The organism is Rosistilla oblonga (assembly GCF_007751715.1).
GTDB lineage: Bacteria > Planctomycetota > Planctomycetia > Pirellulales > Pirellulaceae > Rosistilla > Rosistilla oblonga.
Genome location: NZ_CP036292.1, coordinates 250,349 through 268,138, shown reverse-complemented (window position 1 = coordinate 268,138; position 17,790 = coordinate 250,349). Strand labels below are relative to the sequence as shown.

General features: G+C 59.1%; 14 protein-coding genes. 1 reads left to right on the top strand and 13 read right to left on the bottom strand.

Annotated elements, in window-relative coordinates; all coding sequences use genetic code 11:
* Positions 1-82 precede the first annotated feature (82 nt).
* The 3 genes from CA51_RS00880 to CA51_RS00870 form a co-directional block, all read right to left on the bottom strand.
* Positions 83-1,252, bottom strand: coding sequence for a pseudouridine synthase (locus CA51_RS00880; protein ID WP_145117262.1), 1,170 nt, complete (start codon positions 1,250-1,252; stop codon positions 83-85).
* A gap of 306 nt (positions 1,253-1,558) precedes the next feature.
* Positions 1,559-1,813 (bottom strand): membrane or secreted protein, encoded by a 255-nt coding sequence (locus CA51_RS00875; protein ID WP_145117261.1) that lies wholly within the window; start codon positions 1,811-1,813, stop codon positions 1,559-1,561.
* A gap of 233 nt (positions 1,814-2,046) precedes the next feature.
* Positions 2,047-3,015: a type I phosphomannose isomerase catalytic subunit gene (locus tag CA51_RS00870; RefSeq protein ID WP_145117260.1), complete on the bottom strand. Its 969-nt coding sequence runs from the start codon at positions 3,013-3,015 to the stop codon at positions 2,047-2,049.
* A gap of 491 nt (positions 3,016-3,506) precedes the next feature.
* Here CA51_RS00870 and tatC point away from each other — a divergent pair, with 491 nt between their 5' ends.
* Positions 3,507-4,790, top strand: coding sequence for a twin-arginine translocase subunit TatC (tatC, locus tag CA51_RS00865; RefSeq protein ID WP_231745921.1), 1,284 nt, complete (start codon positions 3,507-3,509; stop codon positions 4,788-4,790).
* A 361-nt stretch (positions 4,791-5,151) separates the two neighbouring features.
* On the opposite strand, the gene CA51_RS00860 is transcribed toward tatC, so the two are convergent.
* The 10 genes from CA51_RS00860 to CA51_RS00815 all read right to left on the bottom strand — a co-directional run bounded on the left by CA51_RS00860 (position 5,152) and on the right by CA51_RS00815 (position 17,738).
* On the bottom strand, positions 5,152-5,499 hold the full coding sequence (locus CA51_RS00860) for a P-II family nitrogen regulator (RefSeq protein WP_145117259.1): 348 nt from the start codon (positions 5,497-5,499) through the stop codon (positions 5,152-5,154).
* Between the two features lie 323 nt (positions 5,500-5,822).
* On the bottom strand, positions 5,823-7,280 hold the full coding sequence (locus CA51_RS00855) for an ammonium transporter (protein ID WP_231745920.1): 1,458 nt from the start codon (positions 7,278-7,280) through the stop codon (positions 5,823-5,825).
* Positions 7,281-8,083: 803 nt separating this feature from the next.
* The gene (gene ltrA, locus CA51_RS00850; RefSeq protein WP_145117258.1) at positions 8,084-9,352 is read right to left on the bottom strand and encodes a group II intron reverse transcriptase/maturase; all 1,269 of its coding nucleotides are present in this window, start codon (positions 9,350-9,352) and stop codon (positions 8,084-8,086) included.
* Positions 9,353-10,235: 883 nt separating this feature from the next.
* Positions 10,236-10,547 (bottom strand): hypothetical protein, encoded by a 312-nt coding sequence (locus CA51_RS00845; RefSeq protein WP_145117257.1) that lies wholly within the window; start codon positions 10,545-10,547, stop codon positions 10,236-10,238.
* A gap of 288 nt (positions 10,548-10,835) precedes the next feature.
* Positions 10,836-11,615 (bottom strand): metalloprotease, encoded by a 780-nt coding sequence (locus CA51_RS00840; protein ID WP_197451499.1) that lies wholly within the window; start codon positions 11,613-11,615, stop codon positions 10,836-10,838.
* Positions 11,616-11,708: 93 nt separating this feature from the next.
* Positions 11,709-13,103, bottom strand: coding sequence for an MFS transporter (locus CA51_RS00835; protein ID WP_145117255.1), 1,395 nt, complete (start codon positions 13,101-13,103; stop codon positions 11,709-11,711).
* Positions 13,104-13,239: 136 nt separating this feature from the next.
* Complete coding sequence (cyaB, locus tag CA51_RS00830; RefSeq protein WP_145117254.1) at positions 13,240-13,803, bottom strand: class IV adenylate cyclase; 564 nt, start codon at positions 13,801-13,803, stop codon at positions 13,240-13,242.
* Between the two features lie 396 nt (positions 13,804-14,199).
* A complete protein-coding gene (locus CA51_RS00825; RefSeq protein WP_145117253.1) occupies positions 14,200-15,096 on the bottom strand; it encodes a hypothetical protein in 897 nt (298 codons plus the stop codon).
* Between the two features lie 8 nt (positions 15,097-15,104).
* Entirely contained in the window at positions 15,105-16,178 is a 1,074-nt protein-coding gene (locus CA51_RS00820) for a thiamine phosphate synthase (RefSeq protein ID WP_145117252.1), read from the bottom strand.
* Between the two features lie 84 nt (positions 16,179-16,262).
* On the bottom strand, positions 16,263-17,738 hold the full coding sequence (locus CA51_RS00815) for an outer membrane protein assembly factor BamB family protein (RefSeq protein WP_197451498.1): 1,476 nt from the start codon (positions 17,736-17,738) through the stop codon (positions 16,263-16,265).
* Between the last annotated feature and the right edge of the window lie 52 nt (positions 17,739-17,790).

Sequence of the window (17,790 nt, the reverse complement as noted above, 5' to 3'; positions counted from 1 at the left end):
AAAGCTTTGCCACGGCCGGAAAGATCCAACGCCTTTTCTGGCCTATCGGCGTGTTCATATGCCCCGCGGCGTGTTCGTCTGCCTATCGGCGTTTGCGTTTACCGCGGGCTGCGGCACCGCCACGCGTTGCACCCTTCTTGGTCCCGCGACGGCCCGCCGCAGGACGCTTGGGCTTCGCCGGAGGAGCTGCCAGTTCGGGAGCTCCGATCACGGTCCCGCCCAAGCCGCCGGTCGATTCGGACGAAATAATGATATCGCTTGATCCGGGTCGTCGGCCAGCCGGCTTGGCTTGGGCCGATCGCCCGACGCCCTTCCCTCGGCCAGCTCCCATCTTGCCGCCAGCTGACGGCTTGCCCGCAGCGGGTCGGCCGGCAGTAGGTCTTCCGGTCGCGGGGCCGGTTTTTCGAGCGACACCCTTTCGCGCTCCGCCCTTGCGAGGACGCGGCGGTTGTTCGGCTTCGGCAGCCGCTTGCGACGCAACGACTTCATCGCGCAGCTTCTTGACTTCGCGACTGTTCAGCGGCCGATAGGCGCCGGTCGGCAGATCGCCCAGCTTTAATGTTCCGATCGCTGTCCGCTTCAGCTGGACGACTTTATGTCCCAACCGAGCCAGGATCCGGCGGATTTCGCGGTTCTTCCCTTCGCGAAGCACAATCTCCAACTCGGTCGCTTTGCCGCGGGTCCGCTTGATGCTGACACCCTCGACTTGGAACCGTCCCTCGTGGAAGTGGACGCCTTCGCGCATCTGCTTGAGCGTCTCGGCTTGAACCAGTCCCGCCACCGTCACCTGATAGGTCTTCCGAACGCCATGCCGCGGGTGGGCGAGCATTTCCGAAAGGTCGCCATCGTTGGTCATCAAGATCAGACCTTCGCTGTTGCGATCCAATCGACCGACGGGAAAGACGCGTTGGTGTTCGTTGATCAGATCGATCACCCGCGGGCGGCCTTGCGGATCGCGATTCGTCGTGACGATCCCGACAGGTTTGTTGAGCGCGAAGTAGACAAGTTTGGCCGGCCTGATCGAAACGCCGTCGACGCGGATCTTCGACGCGCGCGGATCGACGCGGGTCCCGAGTTCGATGACGGGTTGGCCGTCGATATCGACACGCCCCTCGGTGATCAACTCCTCACACTTCCGCCGGCTGCCAAATCCGGCCGATGCCAACACGCGCTGCAGCCGCACCATGGAGGTCTCGGATTCGCTGGCGACTTTCGTTTGAGGGCTCTTCTTTTTGCGGGGCGGGTTGGGCATCTGGCTCGACTTGATGATGCAGGGCCAATCAGTAATTTGTCTCTGCGCAAATCAGCCGCCACGCGCTAGCGTCCGGTTGTCCGGAGAACCGGACGCTAGCGCGTGCCGGCTGATACCTCAAACTGAAACACTGATCGGTCCCGCTTGATGTTGTAGCGGACGATTCAAACATCAACGATAACGTAAACCCTGATCATTAGAGTAGGGTACGGGCGTATACAAGCTGCCCTTATCGTCCTACTTTTCCCTGCGATCGACCGATTGAGAGGGCTGTGACCGGTCGGACCGGAGCACTGCCGAGGCGGATCAATTGGAAAACCAGGAGCGTTTCTCGCTGTACATCTTATCGCGGACCGGTTCGGCAATCGGTTTCTGATAGTCCCGCGGGCGACCGCCGACAACTGCAGGCCCCAAGTCGTTTTCGGGGTAAGGATCGTGTGCGACCGCTTCAAATCGTTGCTGTTGTGTCGTGCCGGGGGACGTGTTGAACGGCGTCCTATACCCGCGGCAGCCAACCGAAACGAAGCCAATCGCAGCGATGATCGCGAGGGAATATCGCATGGGATGTGCCTTTTGCCAGTAACTGATGGAGAGGGGGAGGGGTGGGAGCATAGGTTTTTCAGCTACCGCCCGCCAATGGCAACTTCACTTGCTAGCAAAGCGTCATGACTGGTGTTAGGGATCGGCACGCCGTCGGCCGCTTCTGCAACAACAGATCCCGGCGGCAGAGGACCGCTACACGCCGCACAATTTAATGCCAGGCGTCCCACCCAAGTCGAGGGTCCCCGCGTGCGTTACGGCATTCCCATGCAGAGGACGACGGTATCGGCGTCGCCTCCCAACAGCTGCACCTGGCCCAGCGACGCGGGCAACAGAACGGTCTGGCCCAGCGGAAGAGGCATCGACTGCCCATCCCCCCAAGCGACAGACGCCCCCCCGGTGACGACTGTCAGGATCCGGAACCGCCCGTCGCCGCCGACTTCGTGTTGCGAACCGCCGCAGTAGCGATCGAGGAAAAACTTATCGCAGCCGACCAATCGCTGGCCGCCGGTCGGCAGCGATTGCGGCTTTTGAAACTCGACAGGCCCGCGACCGTAATCGGTCACTTCGATCGCTTGGCTGACGTGCAGCGGGCGGCTGTTCCCCGCATCGTCGACGCGGTTCCAGTCGAACAGCCGAAACGTCGTATCGCTCGACTGCTGGATTTCGGCGACCAACAAACCGCTCCCCAACGCGTGGACCGTCCCGGCGGGGATGAAGACGCAATCGCCAGCCGATGGCTGCAAGGTGTGCAGAACATCTTCGGTGCGACCGGCGGCGCACGCGGCGCGAAGCTCATCGGGCCCCACGCCAGCCTTGAGCCCGGCGTAGATCAGACTGCCCGGATCGGCCGCGATGATGTACCAGGCTTCGGTCTTGCCCAGATCGGGGGGCGTCATCTTTTGCGCGTAGGCGTCGTCGGGATGGACTTGGACCGACAGGACGCGGTCGCAGTCGAGGTATTTCAGCAGCAGCGGAAAGCGGTCGCAGGCCAGTTCGGCCCCCAGCAGATCGGCGGCGGAAGTGCGGAGCAGATCCGAGAGCGATTGGCCGGCCAGCGGCCCGTCGGCGACGATGCTTTGATCCTCGCCGTGGTCGACGATCTCCCAGCTCTCGGCGTACCGCGGAGCATCGCCAATCGGCTTGCCCAACACACTCCCCAACCGACGCGCCCCCCAGATGTATTCGCGAAACAGGGGTTGGAAGCGGAGCGGAGCTTGCATCGGTGGCGCCGGGGTGAAAAGGGAGAACGAGTGGGAGCAGCCGAAAACTGTCGAAGCGAAGCGATCGCTTCGCACCAGAGAACAATCGGCGTCGCTATTGTATTGCTTTGTGGAGGGAATCAACTAGACTGAAAAGGCTTTCCGATCCACGCGGCTCAGCCAACGGCAAGGCCTGTGTGGATAACCGGTTTCAAACACCTGGAAAGGCTCCCCCAAATTCTCGCGGTCCAAACAGTCCCAATCTGGTTGATTTGTTTGCTTTCGCCGTGGCTAAAAATCGTCTCATTCATCCACGGCAGAGAGATCCCATGGCCACCCAATTCGCTCGCGTTTACCGCGACGCAGTTGCCCAACAGGCGAGTCGTTTCCGCTGATTCCACACGATAAAGCTCCCGGTACGCTGGGACTGCATTCGATGAAATCGCGACGCTGGCGCCCCACATGCCACCGACCTCCTTCCATCCATTCCCTTTCAGTTGTTTGATAGAACCGTGAATCAAGCCAAAGCACAAAACGCACTGAATACCGCCAAAGCGCCCAAAGACGATCTGTTCGAGGGTTCGACGATGACGTTCGGCGAACATCTCGAAGAACTCCGCAAATCGCTGCTCAAAGCGGCGGTCTGGCTCGCCTTTGGCCTCGCCATCGGACTCTATTTCGCCGATCGAGTCGTCCAGTTTGTGCAGGTGCCGCTGGAGGGTGCGATCACGCGTTTCATGGCCGACCAGACGCTCTACAAGATGGACATCGATCCCCACGCCGCCGATGCTCAGCCGATGAAGAGATGGCTGATCGAAAAGGGGATGATCTACGAGACTATCTACATGGTCGACGAGAAAGCTGTCGAGCAGGAGGAAGCCCAACGCCAAGAGAACGAACAAAAGGCGAAAGCTGCCGCCGCTGCCAAGCCGAAACCGGCAGCCGCTGCAAAAGCGGATACAGCGAAAAAGAGCGAGAAAGAACCTGCCGCAAAGCCGGACGACGAAGCGAAGCCAGCGGCCAAGCCCAAGCCAACCGGCGCCAAACCGTCGGCGGAGCCAGCCAAACCGACTGCCGGCGAGACGGAAGCCAAAGCCACCGAGGCGACTGGCGGTTCGTTGACAACGATCGATGCTCAGGTCCCCGACGCCGTCTTCGAGAACCCCGAAAAGAATCTAAAACCTGTCACGATCTGGCGGTCGGCCGGAGCGGGCCTCAGCTCGTTCCAAATGGAAGAGCCGTTCATGATCTGGCTGAAAGCAGGCCTGGTGATCGGTGCGATTATCGGCAGCCCTGGAATCTTCTTCCACATCTGGAATTTCGTCGCGGCGGGACTGTACGAACACGAACGCAAATACGTTTACATCTACATGCCCTTCAGCGTCGTGCTATTCGTTTCGGGCGTCGTGTTAGCTTTCTTCCTGGTGCTGCAGTATGTCCTCGACTTCCTTTTGACGTTTAACGCCACGCTTAACGTCGACCTGGTGCCGCGGCTCAGCAACTACGTGAACTTTGTGCTGCTGCTGCCACTGGGCTTTGGAATCGCGTTCCAGCTGCCGTTGGTGATGCTGTTCCTGCAGCGGATCGGGCTGTTCGCAACCGAAGCTTACATCTCCAGCTGGCGGATCGCGGTACTGGTGATCGCAGTCCTCTCGATGATTCTGACCCCTGCGGACATCTACAGCATGATCGCCCTGATGGTCCCCCTGATCCTGCTCTACTTCCTCGGCATCGGTCTGTGCAAGTTCATGCCCAAGGGACGCGGCATCGGCAGCCAAGGCTACGACCCAGCGTAGCGAGCGCTGGAGTCGAGGCTTCAGCCGAACCGCGCGAGTCGTCCGCAAGATCCCGACGGGATCGAACACGGTAGCCGGTGGTTTGAGCGTAGCGAACAGCTGGAGTGGAGGCTTCAGCCGAACCGTGCGAGTCGCCCCCCAAGATCCCGACGGGATCGAACACGGTACGAATCGTGTTATCGCACACCGCCCCCGACGGGGTCGCACATCGATCTGCAATCCCTCCGGGATTTTCGCGAGCGTTTGGGCCGCGTCATCCGGAGGGCGCCGCTGCGCGACGACCTCCGGCTACCGTCTGCGGTCCCTGCGGGAACGTCTCGCACGGGATCATCGCGTGCTTCGGGATCGTCGCAAACCCGCTTTAGATCGCTTCGGTGCCTCGTTCGCCTGTGCGGATTCGCACGCAATCGTCCATTGGCAAGACGAAGACTTTGCCGTCGCCGATCTGCCCCTCTTCGCCGGTTCGACCGCCGGAGAGGATCGCATCGACTGTCGGCTGCACAAACTCGTCGTTGACGGCGATCTGCAGCTGGACTTTGCGGAGCAGCGTGACGGAGAACTCGTGGCCGCGATAGACGCCGGTTTGACCTTTCTGGCGGCCGAAGCCTTGGCAATCGACAACCGTCAAGCGGAAGACTTCGACCTCGGTCAGCGCTTTCTTGACCGCTTCCAGTTTGTCGGGCTGGATAATGGCAATGATCAGTTTCATCAGACGGGGCTTTCCGGTGGATCGGCGCGATCGAAAGGAGTGAGAGACTGCGATGAATCTAGCCAACGATCACACGCCGTGACAACTAGGCTTGATCTTGGAAGGGGCAACAACCGGCTGCATCGCGAGTCGATCGCTCGTGTTTGCGATCGAGGCACCGACTGGAATCGGTCGGTGCAAAGAGAAGTAAAAACCCCGGCTCGGGTGGATGAGGCGGACATCCACCGCGAGCCATTGGGGTATCCTCTGGCCCAGGCAAGAGCCGAGAAGATTCAAATAGCGTCCGCGAGCCAGGCTAGCTCACAGCCACTCTTGAGCGAACATTAGCCGGCTGCTGGAGCCAAGCTTTCTGCTGGGTAAGCGTGCATACCGTGCTCGGAGATATCCAAGCCAGCGGTCTCTTCTTCAGCCGAGCAACGCAGAACACCAACAGCTTTGAGGATCAGGAACAGGACCATCATCGTGACAAACGCCCATGCACAGATCGCGGCGGTACCGATCAACTGCACCATGAAGTTTGTCGCTCCACCGTCCAAGTGAGTGTTTGGCAGGAATCCGATGGCCAAGCAGCCCCAGACTCCACAAGCACCGTGTACGGGGAAGGCACCGACGGGATCGTCGATCTTCAATTTGTCCAAAGCGACGATCGCGGCGACAACAATCACACCCGAGACGCCACCGATAACGATCGCCCACGTGTTGCTGAAGCAATCGCAGTTAGCGGTGATGCCAACCAATCCACCCAAAGCACCGTTAAGGCTCATCGAAAGATCGGGTTTGCCGAACATGATCCAGCTGACGACCGTTGCAGCGACAACACCAGCGGCTGCCGAAAGGGTTGTGTTGACGGCGATAAAAGTGGTCGCGTCGATGTCGGCTGCCGATTGGAATGCCAATTGGCTGCCAGGGTTAAATCCGTACCATCCAACCCACAGGATGAAGACACCCAGGGCTGCGAAAGCGATGTTGTGACCGGGCATTGGAACCGATTTTCCGTCGCTCGCGAAACGTCCCAGGCGTGGGCCCAAGATGATCGCACCAGCCAAGCCAGCGAAACCGCCACAAGCGTGGACAACTGCCGATCCGGCGAAGTCTTGGAAAGCCAATCCGCCATCGAATTGGGTCAACCATCCGCCGCCCCATTTCCAGTAGCCGCTGATTGGATAGATGATCCCGGTCAGGATCGCACTGTAGATCAAATAAGCCTTGAATTGCATCCGGCCGGCGACAGCACCCGAAACGATCGTCGCAGCGGTCGCAGCAAAGACGGCTTGGAAGAACCAATCGACATCGGGGCTGAAGGTTTGACCTTCGCTAGCAGCGTAGATTCCCACGCCACCAAAGTCGAAATAAGGGTTGGGATCTTCTTTGTAGCTGCCCGGATACATCAATCCGAAGCCGATCACAAAGAACAACAACGCACCGACCGAAAGGTCCATCACGTTCTTGTAGAGGATGTTGATCGTGTTCTTGGCAGCGTTCAAACCAACTTCGACCATCGCGAAGCCAGCTTGCATGAACAAAACCAAAACAGCACATAAGAACAAGATCGCGTTGTCCAACGCGTAACCAACTTCCGAACCCGCTTCGACTTCTTCTTCAACCACTACCTCTTCTTCGACGGGCGGAGCGTCACTTACGCCGGCAGCCTCAGTGGCTTCCGTGGTCGCCGGTTCCGCATCCTGCGCAAATGCAACCGACGTAAGTGACAGACTCACCCCCAACAACCCGATAGCGATGATCGCAAGCGACCATCCCGGAATTCTTCCAACCTGTAACATGAATGATTCTCTTCTGTTTTCTGAGGACTTTTGACTAACGCGAGGAACGGCAGAAACGCTCAGCCGCCTAAACAGTGTTTGCTGATCGCTCCTTGCCTCGATCCGTTGTTTGCCCGGGCCATTGTGGTCTCGACCGGATCGGTGCTAGGTCAGCTGGAGGTGTGCTTATTGCAACGGCTATGCCAAAGACTTTTGACCACTCGCAATTTGACCTCCGATTCACTGCAAAACGCCGTCCCAAAGCGTTCCTTTTTTTTCTTCACGCCCCTTCTCGCCCTTACCTCTCAAGGGCGATATGCCCAGAGCTTGAGCATCGGAAGTCACAAACTTAAGCACAGCCGCGACAGACGTCAGACAGATACCGTGCCGCCCCCGGCGATGGCATTCCCACGACAGCAAGAGCCTGTTTTTTGAGTCCCTACAGTCCCCGAAACAGCCTCCCGCGCTACCGCGGCGCAGCGTGAATTCGATCGGACGCAAAGAGAGCGGTCGCGCAGAACAGTCCACAGCCGCACAGCAGCGGCGAATCGTGGGATTGGATTGCAGAGGCAATCCGAGAAGTCGATCGATGCGGCTCGCGTGAGATCCGGCACTTCGCCCGCCACGCCCGCCACGCCCGCCACGCCCGCACGAAAGCCGAAAGCCGCAGCGGAGGTGCGGTGGTTGCGCGGAGCAGGCATCGAGCGAGGCATCGACGCGGATCAAGCTACAATCGAGTAGGGTGAGCCAGCGGAGCGACCGCTGACTCAGCCCTCTCACAGAACCGTACGTACGGGTCCGTATACGGCTCCTGTTTTACTTGCCTAGGTTAATCCAGGAAGGACTCCGGTCTCCAATTCGGTCAAGTCAAACAGGCCAAGTTCCGCCAGGAAGCCATTGCTGATGGCCATACTGGCGTAAGAACTACGCGACGTACGCCACGCGGTCATTCGCATCTTCTGGAGGTCACCACGAACGCCGACCTGCCGCAAGCGGCGAATCAGACGCGTCGGTTTCTTCCACAACGCGAGTTGCTTGGCCCGTAATCGTCGCCGAATCCATCTAGCCAACTCGCGATACAGACCTTTGCAGTTCGCCATCCGGAAGTAGCTGCCCCAGCCACGAAGCACCGGATTCAGGTCAGCAATGACCTTCTCCAAGTTCACCGGGCTGTTCTTGCGAGTGATCACTTTGACCTTCGCCTTGAAGGCCGCGACTTTCTCGGCAGCAATGCGAGTGTGCATGCTGCCGATCACGACGCCCAAGAACTTCACACCCTCACAGGCTGAAGTCAGGTGCGTCTTATCGCGATTGACGGTCAACTTCAAATCACCTTCCAGAATCTCCACTGCAACGCTCATCGCATGAGCCGCCGATCGCTTGCTCCGACACAGGATCAGAATGTCGTCGGCGTACCGAACGATTCGGTAACCACGACGCATCATCTCCTGATCGAAAGCATCCAGGTAAATATTGGCGATCAGGGGACTGACAACACCGCCTTGCGGGCTGCCAAGCTCCGTCGCATCCCAGACACCTTCGTTCATCACTCCGCTGGTCAAAAACATTTTGATCAGATTCAAAATGCTGCCATCGGTCACCCGACGACGGATCGACGAGAGAATCAAGCCGTGATCCAACCGGTCAAAGCATTTCGAGAGATCCATATCGACGACTTGGTCGAGACCATATCGCCGGATGAACATCGTTGCTTTGGCAACCGCCTGTTGGCAACTGCGGCCCGGTCGGTAACCGTAGCTTGATGGATGAAAGTCAGGATCAAAGATCGGCTGCAGGATGTCCAGCAACGCTTGCTGGACGACTCGGTCGCGAACTGTTGGGATGCCAAGATGCCGCTGGCCGCCTTCCGGTTTCGGAATCGAAACTCGGCGGACCGCACTGGGCCGGTAAGTCTTGCTCCGCAGTTCGCTCACCAACCGCGTCAGCTCCCCCAGTAAATCAGCTTCAAACGCATCGATCGCTTGCCCGTCGATGCCAGGTGCACCCTTGGCACGTCGGACTTTCTCGAACGCGCGAGCCAAAGCTCGGCGATCAAGCAGTCGGTCGTAGAGGCTGTAGTAGGTTCGCTTCATGACTGTCGGTCGGTGGTCTTTCGTTGGGTCGATCGCTTTCTGTCGAATCGGTTGGCAGGGTGGCGGTTCACTCAGCGGACGCCTCGTGTGCTATTCCAGTAAAGGACAATCGCGAGGCGTCGAGTTTGCTGAGTTACTTCCACGCCGACGGACGAATCGAGCAGCTCAGCAGTTCCCCGCATCGCCACTGTGGACCGTTCCCCGAGACCTTCGATCTTCTCGGATTGTGTCGGCTGCCGATTGCTCGTTTTCGGTGTTCTCTCCAATCACAAGTAAAACTTCACCCCTTCGCATCCAGTGATGACCTTTTGAGTCATCTCTGTCCGGCGTGACTCGCTTCGGTTACCGCCGATGCTTTGCACGTCGTCGCCACGGTTTTGTCCTCCAGACTGTTACCAGCTTTCACGGGCCGCGACTTATTCACTACTACGGGTTCATCTGACTCCTGACACCACATCGATCGCTTCTTGTGTTTCCACTTGAAGCGACCTTACCGGCTTCTCACGCTTCGCCTTTGGGGGAGCTAACGCGGCCACGGATAATGTCAGGTCTCCCCAGTTACTGCACTGGCTCCCTGACGATGATGACGTCCCCAAACACTTCCGGCGGCTGTTCATGTATCGGGCATCGCGACTTTTTGCACGCTCGCCCCCGCCGGCAGCCGAATCGGGTTCGCTTTCGCTACGTTCCATCGTCATCCTATCGCTTCCTTCAGACCCGCAGTCACCGGCGGAACCCTTGCGAATCGGATTCAATTCCCCATGAACAGGGCTTGGTCGGTGACAAGCACCGACTGGGTTTGCCAGCTTCGCTGGGCAAACAAAAAACGCTGTTCCACATCTTCGTGGAACAGCGTCTTGAATGGATCGACGATGAGAGAGGCTTAAGAGCGCTTCTTGGTGGTCTTTCGCTTGACGGCAGCCTTCTTGGCAGCCTTCTTGGTTGCTTTCTTCTTGACGGCAGCCTTCTTCACAGGAGCCTTCTTAGCAACAGCCTTCTTCTTTACGGGGGCTTTCTTCGTGGTCGTCTTCTTCTTCGCAGGCGCCTTCTTAGCAGCAGCCTTCTTCACGGGAGCCTTTTTGACAGCTGCCTTCTTCTTCGCAGGCGCCTTCTTGGCGGTTGCCTTCTTGGCAGGTGCCTTCTTCGCTACCGCTTTCTTGGTAACCTTCTTCTTGGTCGCTTTTTTCTTTGCCACTGTTTTCCTCCGCTTGGGGAATGCCCGGCGGGATCTTGTGTCGAATGGTTCACCCGACACCGGCCACACCCGCCGACGAATTGAACACCGTAATGGTGTATACGCCTTGACCGTTCAAGACGCTAAACGCAGTCCACGACTGGCGTTCTGTCGCGTAACTGTACGAACATTGCAAGTTAATGCAACATCTTTTCCACAAAAACAGGGCGTCGGAATCGCAGTTTCCACGGCCTCTGAAGAGACAAAAAACAGAGTCCACCAAACGCGAATCGCCAACGATCCAGCGGTTCAGAAGCGGCGTCGCGGACCGCCGCCGGTTAACATCTCGTAGTTGCTGTACGCTAACGAAACAAACAACAGGGTCATGAACAATCGCCCCGAAGTGACTCCCCAGGCCGCCATCAGCACCGCGCAAACCAGTGACAAGACGATCGCGTGATAGGCGGTTCCACCAAAAAGCTCAATGATTTCCTTGGCAATCTGCCCTCCATCAAGTGGATACACCGGGATCAGGTTCAACAGAGCCCACATCACGCTGGGCCAGACCAAAAAATTTACCAAGCCAAACATACCAGGGGAATCGATGGGTTGTCCCCCTGCCAAGCTCGGCAACGACGCGAGAAATTCGGGCATCAACAAAATCTCAAACCCGCGAGCCTTAGCGACCGCGATCACGATCCCCGCCAGCATTAACTGAGCTAACGGGCCCGCAGCGGTGATAAAAATTTTTTCTGCTTTCGAGTTGTTTTTTTTGGAAAACCCCGCGCCAAACGTGTTTTGCGGAATCGCTAAGCCGCCAAAGTGATACAGCACAATCGACGCATGTTGCCCGCACGCTCGCATCGCCAAGGCGTGTCCAAGCTCGTGAACCAAGATCGATACGAAGACCGACAAGATCCACAACAGCAACAATGGACCCCGGCTGCCCGGAAACAATTGGGCCAGTTGAGTGACGAGGTCGTACCCAAAAACAAGCGCCATGATCCAGAACCCGATCGAGATTCGAACGGGAAACCCAAGCAGTCCAAAGTTCACGTCGTAAGCTGTTCGTCCCGGCTCGGCTAACATCCCCATACCACCTTCATGATCTCAATTTCCTAAGAGTCCGATCGTTCGAACGACCGCCACATGCGATCGCTCTCGCGGTTCCAACGACGACCATCATCGCTTTCGGTTGCTCTGCGAACAACGTGGCTCTTCCAGTCGCCCCGAAATCCACCACGCTGCGACGCCACACAGCGAAATCGCCACAAATACCGGCGAAAAACCTACCCGATCGATCATCATTCCAACAACCGGAGAACAGAGCACCGGCAATCCCGTGGCGACGCTGATCGCCGCCAGATACGACGGATGCTTGTCGGTCGGGGCGACTTCCAAGGTGTAATTCATAAACAATCGCAGCAACACCGGCGTCAGCCCAACCAACACAAACACGATCGGAAACGCCCACGCGATCTCGGTCCAAACCAACCCGATCGCCAACAACGGCGCCGCGGTCACACCGATCAATCCCAACCGCAGCGCGATCCGATTGCCGCGACGATCGGCTAACGGACCGACGACCATACTGAACGCGGCGGTCCCCAGATTCTGCACGATCAACCACAACATCAGGCTGCGAAAATCGCCCCCCAGCAATCCGCCGCGGCCAAGCGATTGGTAGTGCGGGAACAACATGATCGTCGAACCAAACAGAGCCGCTGCGATTGCGAGCCGTCGAAAATTGGGGTCGTCGCGAAACGGCAAGACAGCTTCCGCATACCGCGCCCGTATTCCCTGAACCGCTTCGGGCGCTTCGCTGATCACCGCCGGTTCGTCGACGCACCAAGCGATCGCTGCGGCGACGAAAAACGCGATCGACGATGTGGCAAACAACCAATGGAATTCGACTCCTTCAGCCGTTACCCAAGCTGGCATGCAGATCCAAACAGCCCCGACCGCCGCCGTCACGCCAACGACATTTGTCACCAACAGCAAACGACCACGATCTCCCACCGGAATCAACTTGCCCTGCAGCGTATGAAACAGCACCTGCGTCATCCCCGTCGCGACAAAGAAGATCGCGTAGATGGCGATGAAAAAGACCTGCAGCGTGACGGGATGCGCATCCAGCAAGCAGAACCCGACCGCTAGCAACGCAAAACAGATCGCCATCAACACCGTGCAAACGCACAACCAGCTCTTCTTCCGTGGAGCCATCTGCATCTGCCCGGCCATCAATAGCGCCGGCAAGCTTTGGCAGACTCGGTTGATCGGCGGCAGCAAGCCGCGCAGCATCCCGCTGCCTCCCAAAAAGTCCAACACCGCCGGCATGATCACGCTCTCGGTCTTGAAGATCCAACCGACCCGCAAGACCACCTGATACAGCATCAATACGATGAAGTTCTTCGACGCCGCGGCGGGCACGCGATCCTCGACGGGCGATTCCCGATCGGGAACGTCCGCGTCGTCGTTGCTGGCGGGAGAGCTTTCGATGAGCTCGGAGATGACCGATTCCTGGGCTGTGAGAACTGAAATGCAGCGTCGCGGCAGATCGCAACGCGGCGGCGGCACGATGGGCCACCGATCTGCGGAACAACTTGCAGTTTAAACCGCGGCAGCCGAAACGAACAAAGGGGGATCGCTTGCGATGTGTGGCGGTTTGCCACGTGCGATCCTCGAATGCGACGACGATCCGCCGCGAGCGGGCCTAGCCATCGGCCTGCAGCAGCATCCGCAGATAGCTTCGTTTTTCGGGATTCTGCAAGCCCAACGATTCGGCAAACGCTTGCACATATTCCTGAGCCCGCTCGATCCCGTCGGCCTCGGCGATGCATTCGATCTCCGCATACGTGCCGACTCGCTGAACATCGTCCAACGTCACCGTCAACTCGCTCGACGGCGCCTCCGGCTGAACCGCAAACGACTCTCGCTGCTTAGCGACCTCGGCCACGCGGCGGAATCCCAGATGAACCAACATCGCTTCGGTGTTCGAACCGTCGACGTCGCCAGCTCCCAACGCCCACTCCAGCTCGATCCGCGTCTTCACCGGACTATCCAGCTTGGCCCCTTTGTAGGTGATCATCGGCTGATCATCGACGCGGCGGATCCGCAGCGCCTCGTGCGTCTCGGCAAAATCGCGGCAGGGATGGTTGTAATAGGTATCGCGATGCTGCTGGATCCCCAGCGGCCGCGCGCCGCGATCGATCAATTGCCTGCGAAGCGCCGCCAGATCGGCGACCGGAAATTTCAGTTCGACTTCGTATTGGGACATCGTTGCGCTCGTTGGATTGGTCGGGTGGCGGCAAGCAAATCCGTGGATAAACCGCGTGCTGAAGGTAGGTTAACTGACGTTGGTCGCGAACCCGTCACCTTTGAATATTCACAATCCTAGCCGCCGTCGCAATTGACGGGCACCGGCGGACTGGACGAAGCGGCGACTGGACAGCTAGATCGCCGAACGCACGATTCAATCATCGTGCTCGTACTCAGTCGCGCAACGAAGGAGCCTCGGTCCGTCGCAAGAATTAGCGGCGGGATGTTGTGGACGAAGTTACGAGTCCCAGCGATTTTGTCTGATGCATGCAACAGGACTCGTAGCCTCGTCCACTACGCTTCGTTGAACGGCATTGTGTTTAAGCGAGGACCGTTGTCTTTTAACTGCCGCTCACTAGCGAGGGACCGCGACGCGGATCAGCGGCGCCGGCTTCTTTTCGCTCGTCAGCCAGACAGCATCGTCGTGGCGGTCGAAGCAGATCGCTTCCCCCTGGCGACGCCAAGGCGTCCGCAACAGCGTCGGCGTTTGAGCGAAGGTCGCTTCCCAATCGGTCTTCCCGCCGCCAGCAACCTGCTTCCGGGGAAAGATCATCGCGTCGACATACGATGCGACCACGATCCGCCCATCGCGCGGATCGATATCCATCGCGGTGATCATCGGCATCGCGATCGTTCCCACGCGCGTTGCCATCACCTTCGCATCCTTCTCCCCCGTCTCCAACGGAACGCTATAAACGTCCGCCGCAAAATTTCTCACCTTGGACGCCAATAGGATCACCCGCTCCTGCACATCGACAGCCACCGCTTCGCAATCGCGCGGCCCGTCGGGATATTGGATCCGCCAGATCTGGTCGACCTTGATCCGCTTGTTCCCCAGCTTCGGTTCGTTCACGCGATAGCAGACGACTTCTTTTCGCCGCCGCCCGTTGTCGCCGACATCGGCGATCAGCAATTGCGGCCGGCCGTCCAACTCATACGACGCGATGTCCTCCCAATCGACATGCTTGGCGCCGGAGATCTCGACCTCCTGGCGATGACGTCCCTGCTGATCCATCGCAAACAATCGCGGCGAATCGCCCGAATCGTTATGCGTCCACAAGATCCCCTCGTGCCGCCACGACGCCGCCACACCACTGCTCTCCCCCACATCCTTGCACTCGATCGTGCACTGCGTGCTTTCGATCCCCGCTTCATCCGCGGCGGGACCGGACGCGGCGACTCCGATGCCGACAACCAACAACAACAGCATCGCCGACAACAGACCGACAGTTCCTTGACTAGAAAATTTCATCGACACGTTCACCTGTTCGTTGATTCATCCTGCCGCAGCAGCCGTTGTTTCAGTTCCGCCACCATCGCCGATGGCGACTCGCTCCGCGTGATCGCTCCCGCCACCGCAACGCGCGAGAATCCGGCGTCGAGCACATATTCCAGGTTCTCCGCCCCGATCCCGCCAATCGCAAAAGCGGGCAGAGTTGTCGTTGCCGCTGCATCGCGTAAGAATTCGGTTCCCGGAAACGCTTCGAACGACTTCGTCCCCGATGGGAACGTCGGTCCGCAACCGATGTAGTCGGCTCCGTCGGAAACCGCTTGCTCGACCTGAGCCACGCAGTGCGTCGACACCCCCAACAATCTTTCCGGACCGATGATCTGACGAACAACCGTGGCGGGCAGTTCGTCTTGGCCAACGTGCACGCCGTCGGCATGCACCGCCGCCGCGATGTCGGGGCGATCGTTGACGATAAACAGACAGCGGCTGGGCCTCAGCGTCGCCGCTGCCGCCGCGGCGTGTTCATATAGTTCGCGATCGTTCAATCGCTTATCGCGCAACTGGATCAAATCCGCTCCCGCCTCCGCAAGCTCTGCGATCGTAGCAGTCATCGCTTCGATCGAATCGCCGCCGTCGACAAGCACATACAACTGGCAATCGGCCAACCGATCGCGCCGTTGACTCAATTGTTCCAGCGTCGCAAACAGCGTGTACGAGCGGTAGCGGCAGGCTTCGAACGCGCGGCCGATCCCGCTGTCGACAATCTTGCCGTACTCCTCCAGGCAACGCAGCGATTGTTGCACGCGAGCCGCAGCGGCGATCGCCACCGCTAACGCGTCGACGCGCTCGGTTTCGGTAGGCGTTTCGATCGCGGTGCCGACATCGCCGGGCGTGTCGCGAGCGGCCAACAGCTGCGAACGCGGCAAGCCCTCCGCTGCGGTAGCTGTCTGATGGCGCAGCTGTTTCAGCTGTTCGGACAACTGCGGATCGCCGAGCACAAATCGCGCGTACTCCTCGATCGTCCGCAGCCCTTCGCTGGCCCGATTCCACGACGCGTCCAAGATCCGCCAGACGCCGCTGGCCGTCGCTTCCTTTCCATCCATCCCTTTATGCTCCCATACCGATGCGATCGCTTCGGTCTTTTCCCTGCCTGAAACCCCGCACCTTTCCATCCACCCTTTCTCTAATCATGATCCCGCACCGATGTCGTAACAGTGCAGTTCGTCTTGATCGCGCAGATACAACCGTTTGCCCGCGATCACCGGATGCGCCCAAGCTTTGCCGTTGACCGACGCCGGCTTGAACTCTCCCTTTAATTGGTAGCCGCCGGGATTCGCTTCGATCAAGGCCACGACGCCATCTTCGTAGCGAAAGACCAGATGCCCATCGGCCGCCACGATCGCCGCCGAACCTTTGCCCGGCCCGCGTTGCCCTTCGCCCCAGACCGTCCGTCCGCTGCGCAGATCGACACAGCGGGGAAAGCCCTGGTTGTGGCCATGCCCCATGTAGATCTTGCCATCGATCAGGATCATCCCGCCGTGATGATTCTGCAGCGTGCGGTTGTCCTTATAATAGACCTCGCGATACCGGATCGTCCGCCCCTGCTTCTTCAGTTCCAACAGCGCGCTGCCGCCGTCGCCATACCCGCTGGAACAGAAGACAAAATTCCCGTCGACAAGTGGTGTCGGCACATTGGCTGTGGTGTTCGCAACGCGAGGGTAATGCCACAACGGCTCGCCATCGGCGGCGCGGATGCCGATCAATCCTTTGCCGACCAGATTCACATACTGTTTGATCCCACCGGCGTGGCTGATCACCGGCGACGCATACCCCGCCGTTCCCTCTTGCATCGGCGTCTGCCAGATCACATCCCCTGTCTTTTTATCGAGAGCTGCCATCACCGCTCGATCGCTGCCGGGAGTGCAGATCAGTCGATCGCCATCGATCAACGGCGATTCGCTGTAGCCCCACATCGACATCATCCGGCCGCCGAAATCATTCGGAAAGTTCTTTCGCCAAACGACCGCGCCGTCGCTGGCCGACGCGCACAGCAAGTCTCCTGCATGCGAGAGTCCGTAGACCAGACCGGCTTCGACATCCAACGTCGGCGTACAATTGGGATCGCTGCCGTCGCCGACCGGCGTTTCCCAGATCACCGTCCCGTCGTCGCGGCTAGCGCAGACCAGCTGAACCTGCCCCGCTTTCTTTCCCATCGTATAGATCTTGTCGCCGGCGATCGCCAAAGAAGAAAACCCGTTGCCGAGTCCACGCGAGGACCACAGAAGAGGCGGGCCGCCGCTGGGCCATTCTTTCAGCAGCCCCTGTTCGCGCGAGATCCCATCGCGCTGCGGACCGCGCCACCCGGGCCAATCGGTCGACGCCAGTCCCTCCGCTGCCGAAGCTGCCGGTTTATCGGTCGGCATGGTCTGCCGTTTCATCTCCGCGCGAACCCACACCTGATCGCGGTGGCTCAATCGAGCGATCGGCAGCCGCGAGATCGAACCATCAGCCTTTTTCAGTTGCACGATCGAGCCGTCGAAGCCAACAAAATCAGCTTCGATCTTGTAAGCTCCCGTGCTATCGGTCCAGGTGCGAGCCGATGCGGGCGATGCGAACAGCAGCATCCCCAGGCAGAAAGAGTAGGCGATTCGAAGCGGAGACATGGCGGGCATCCAGCGAGGATCGAGCGAGGATCGAGCGGTCGGCAGCAGCCGA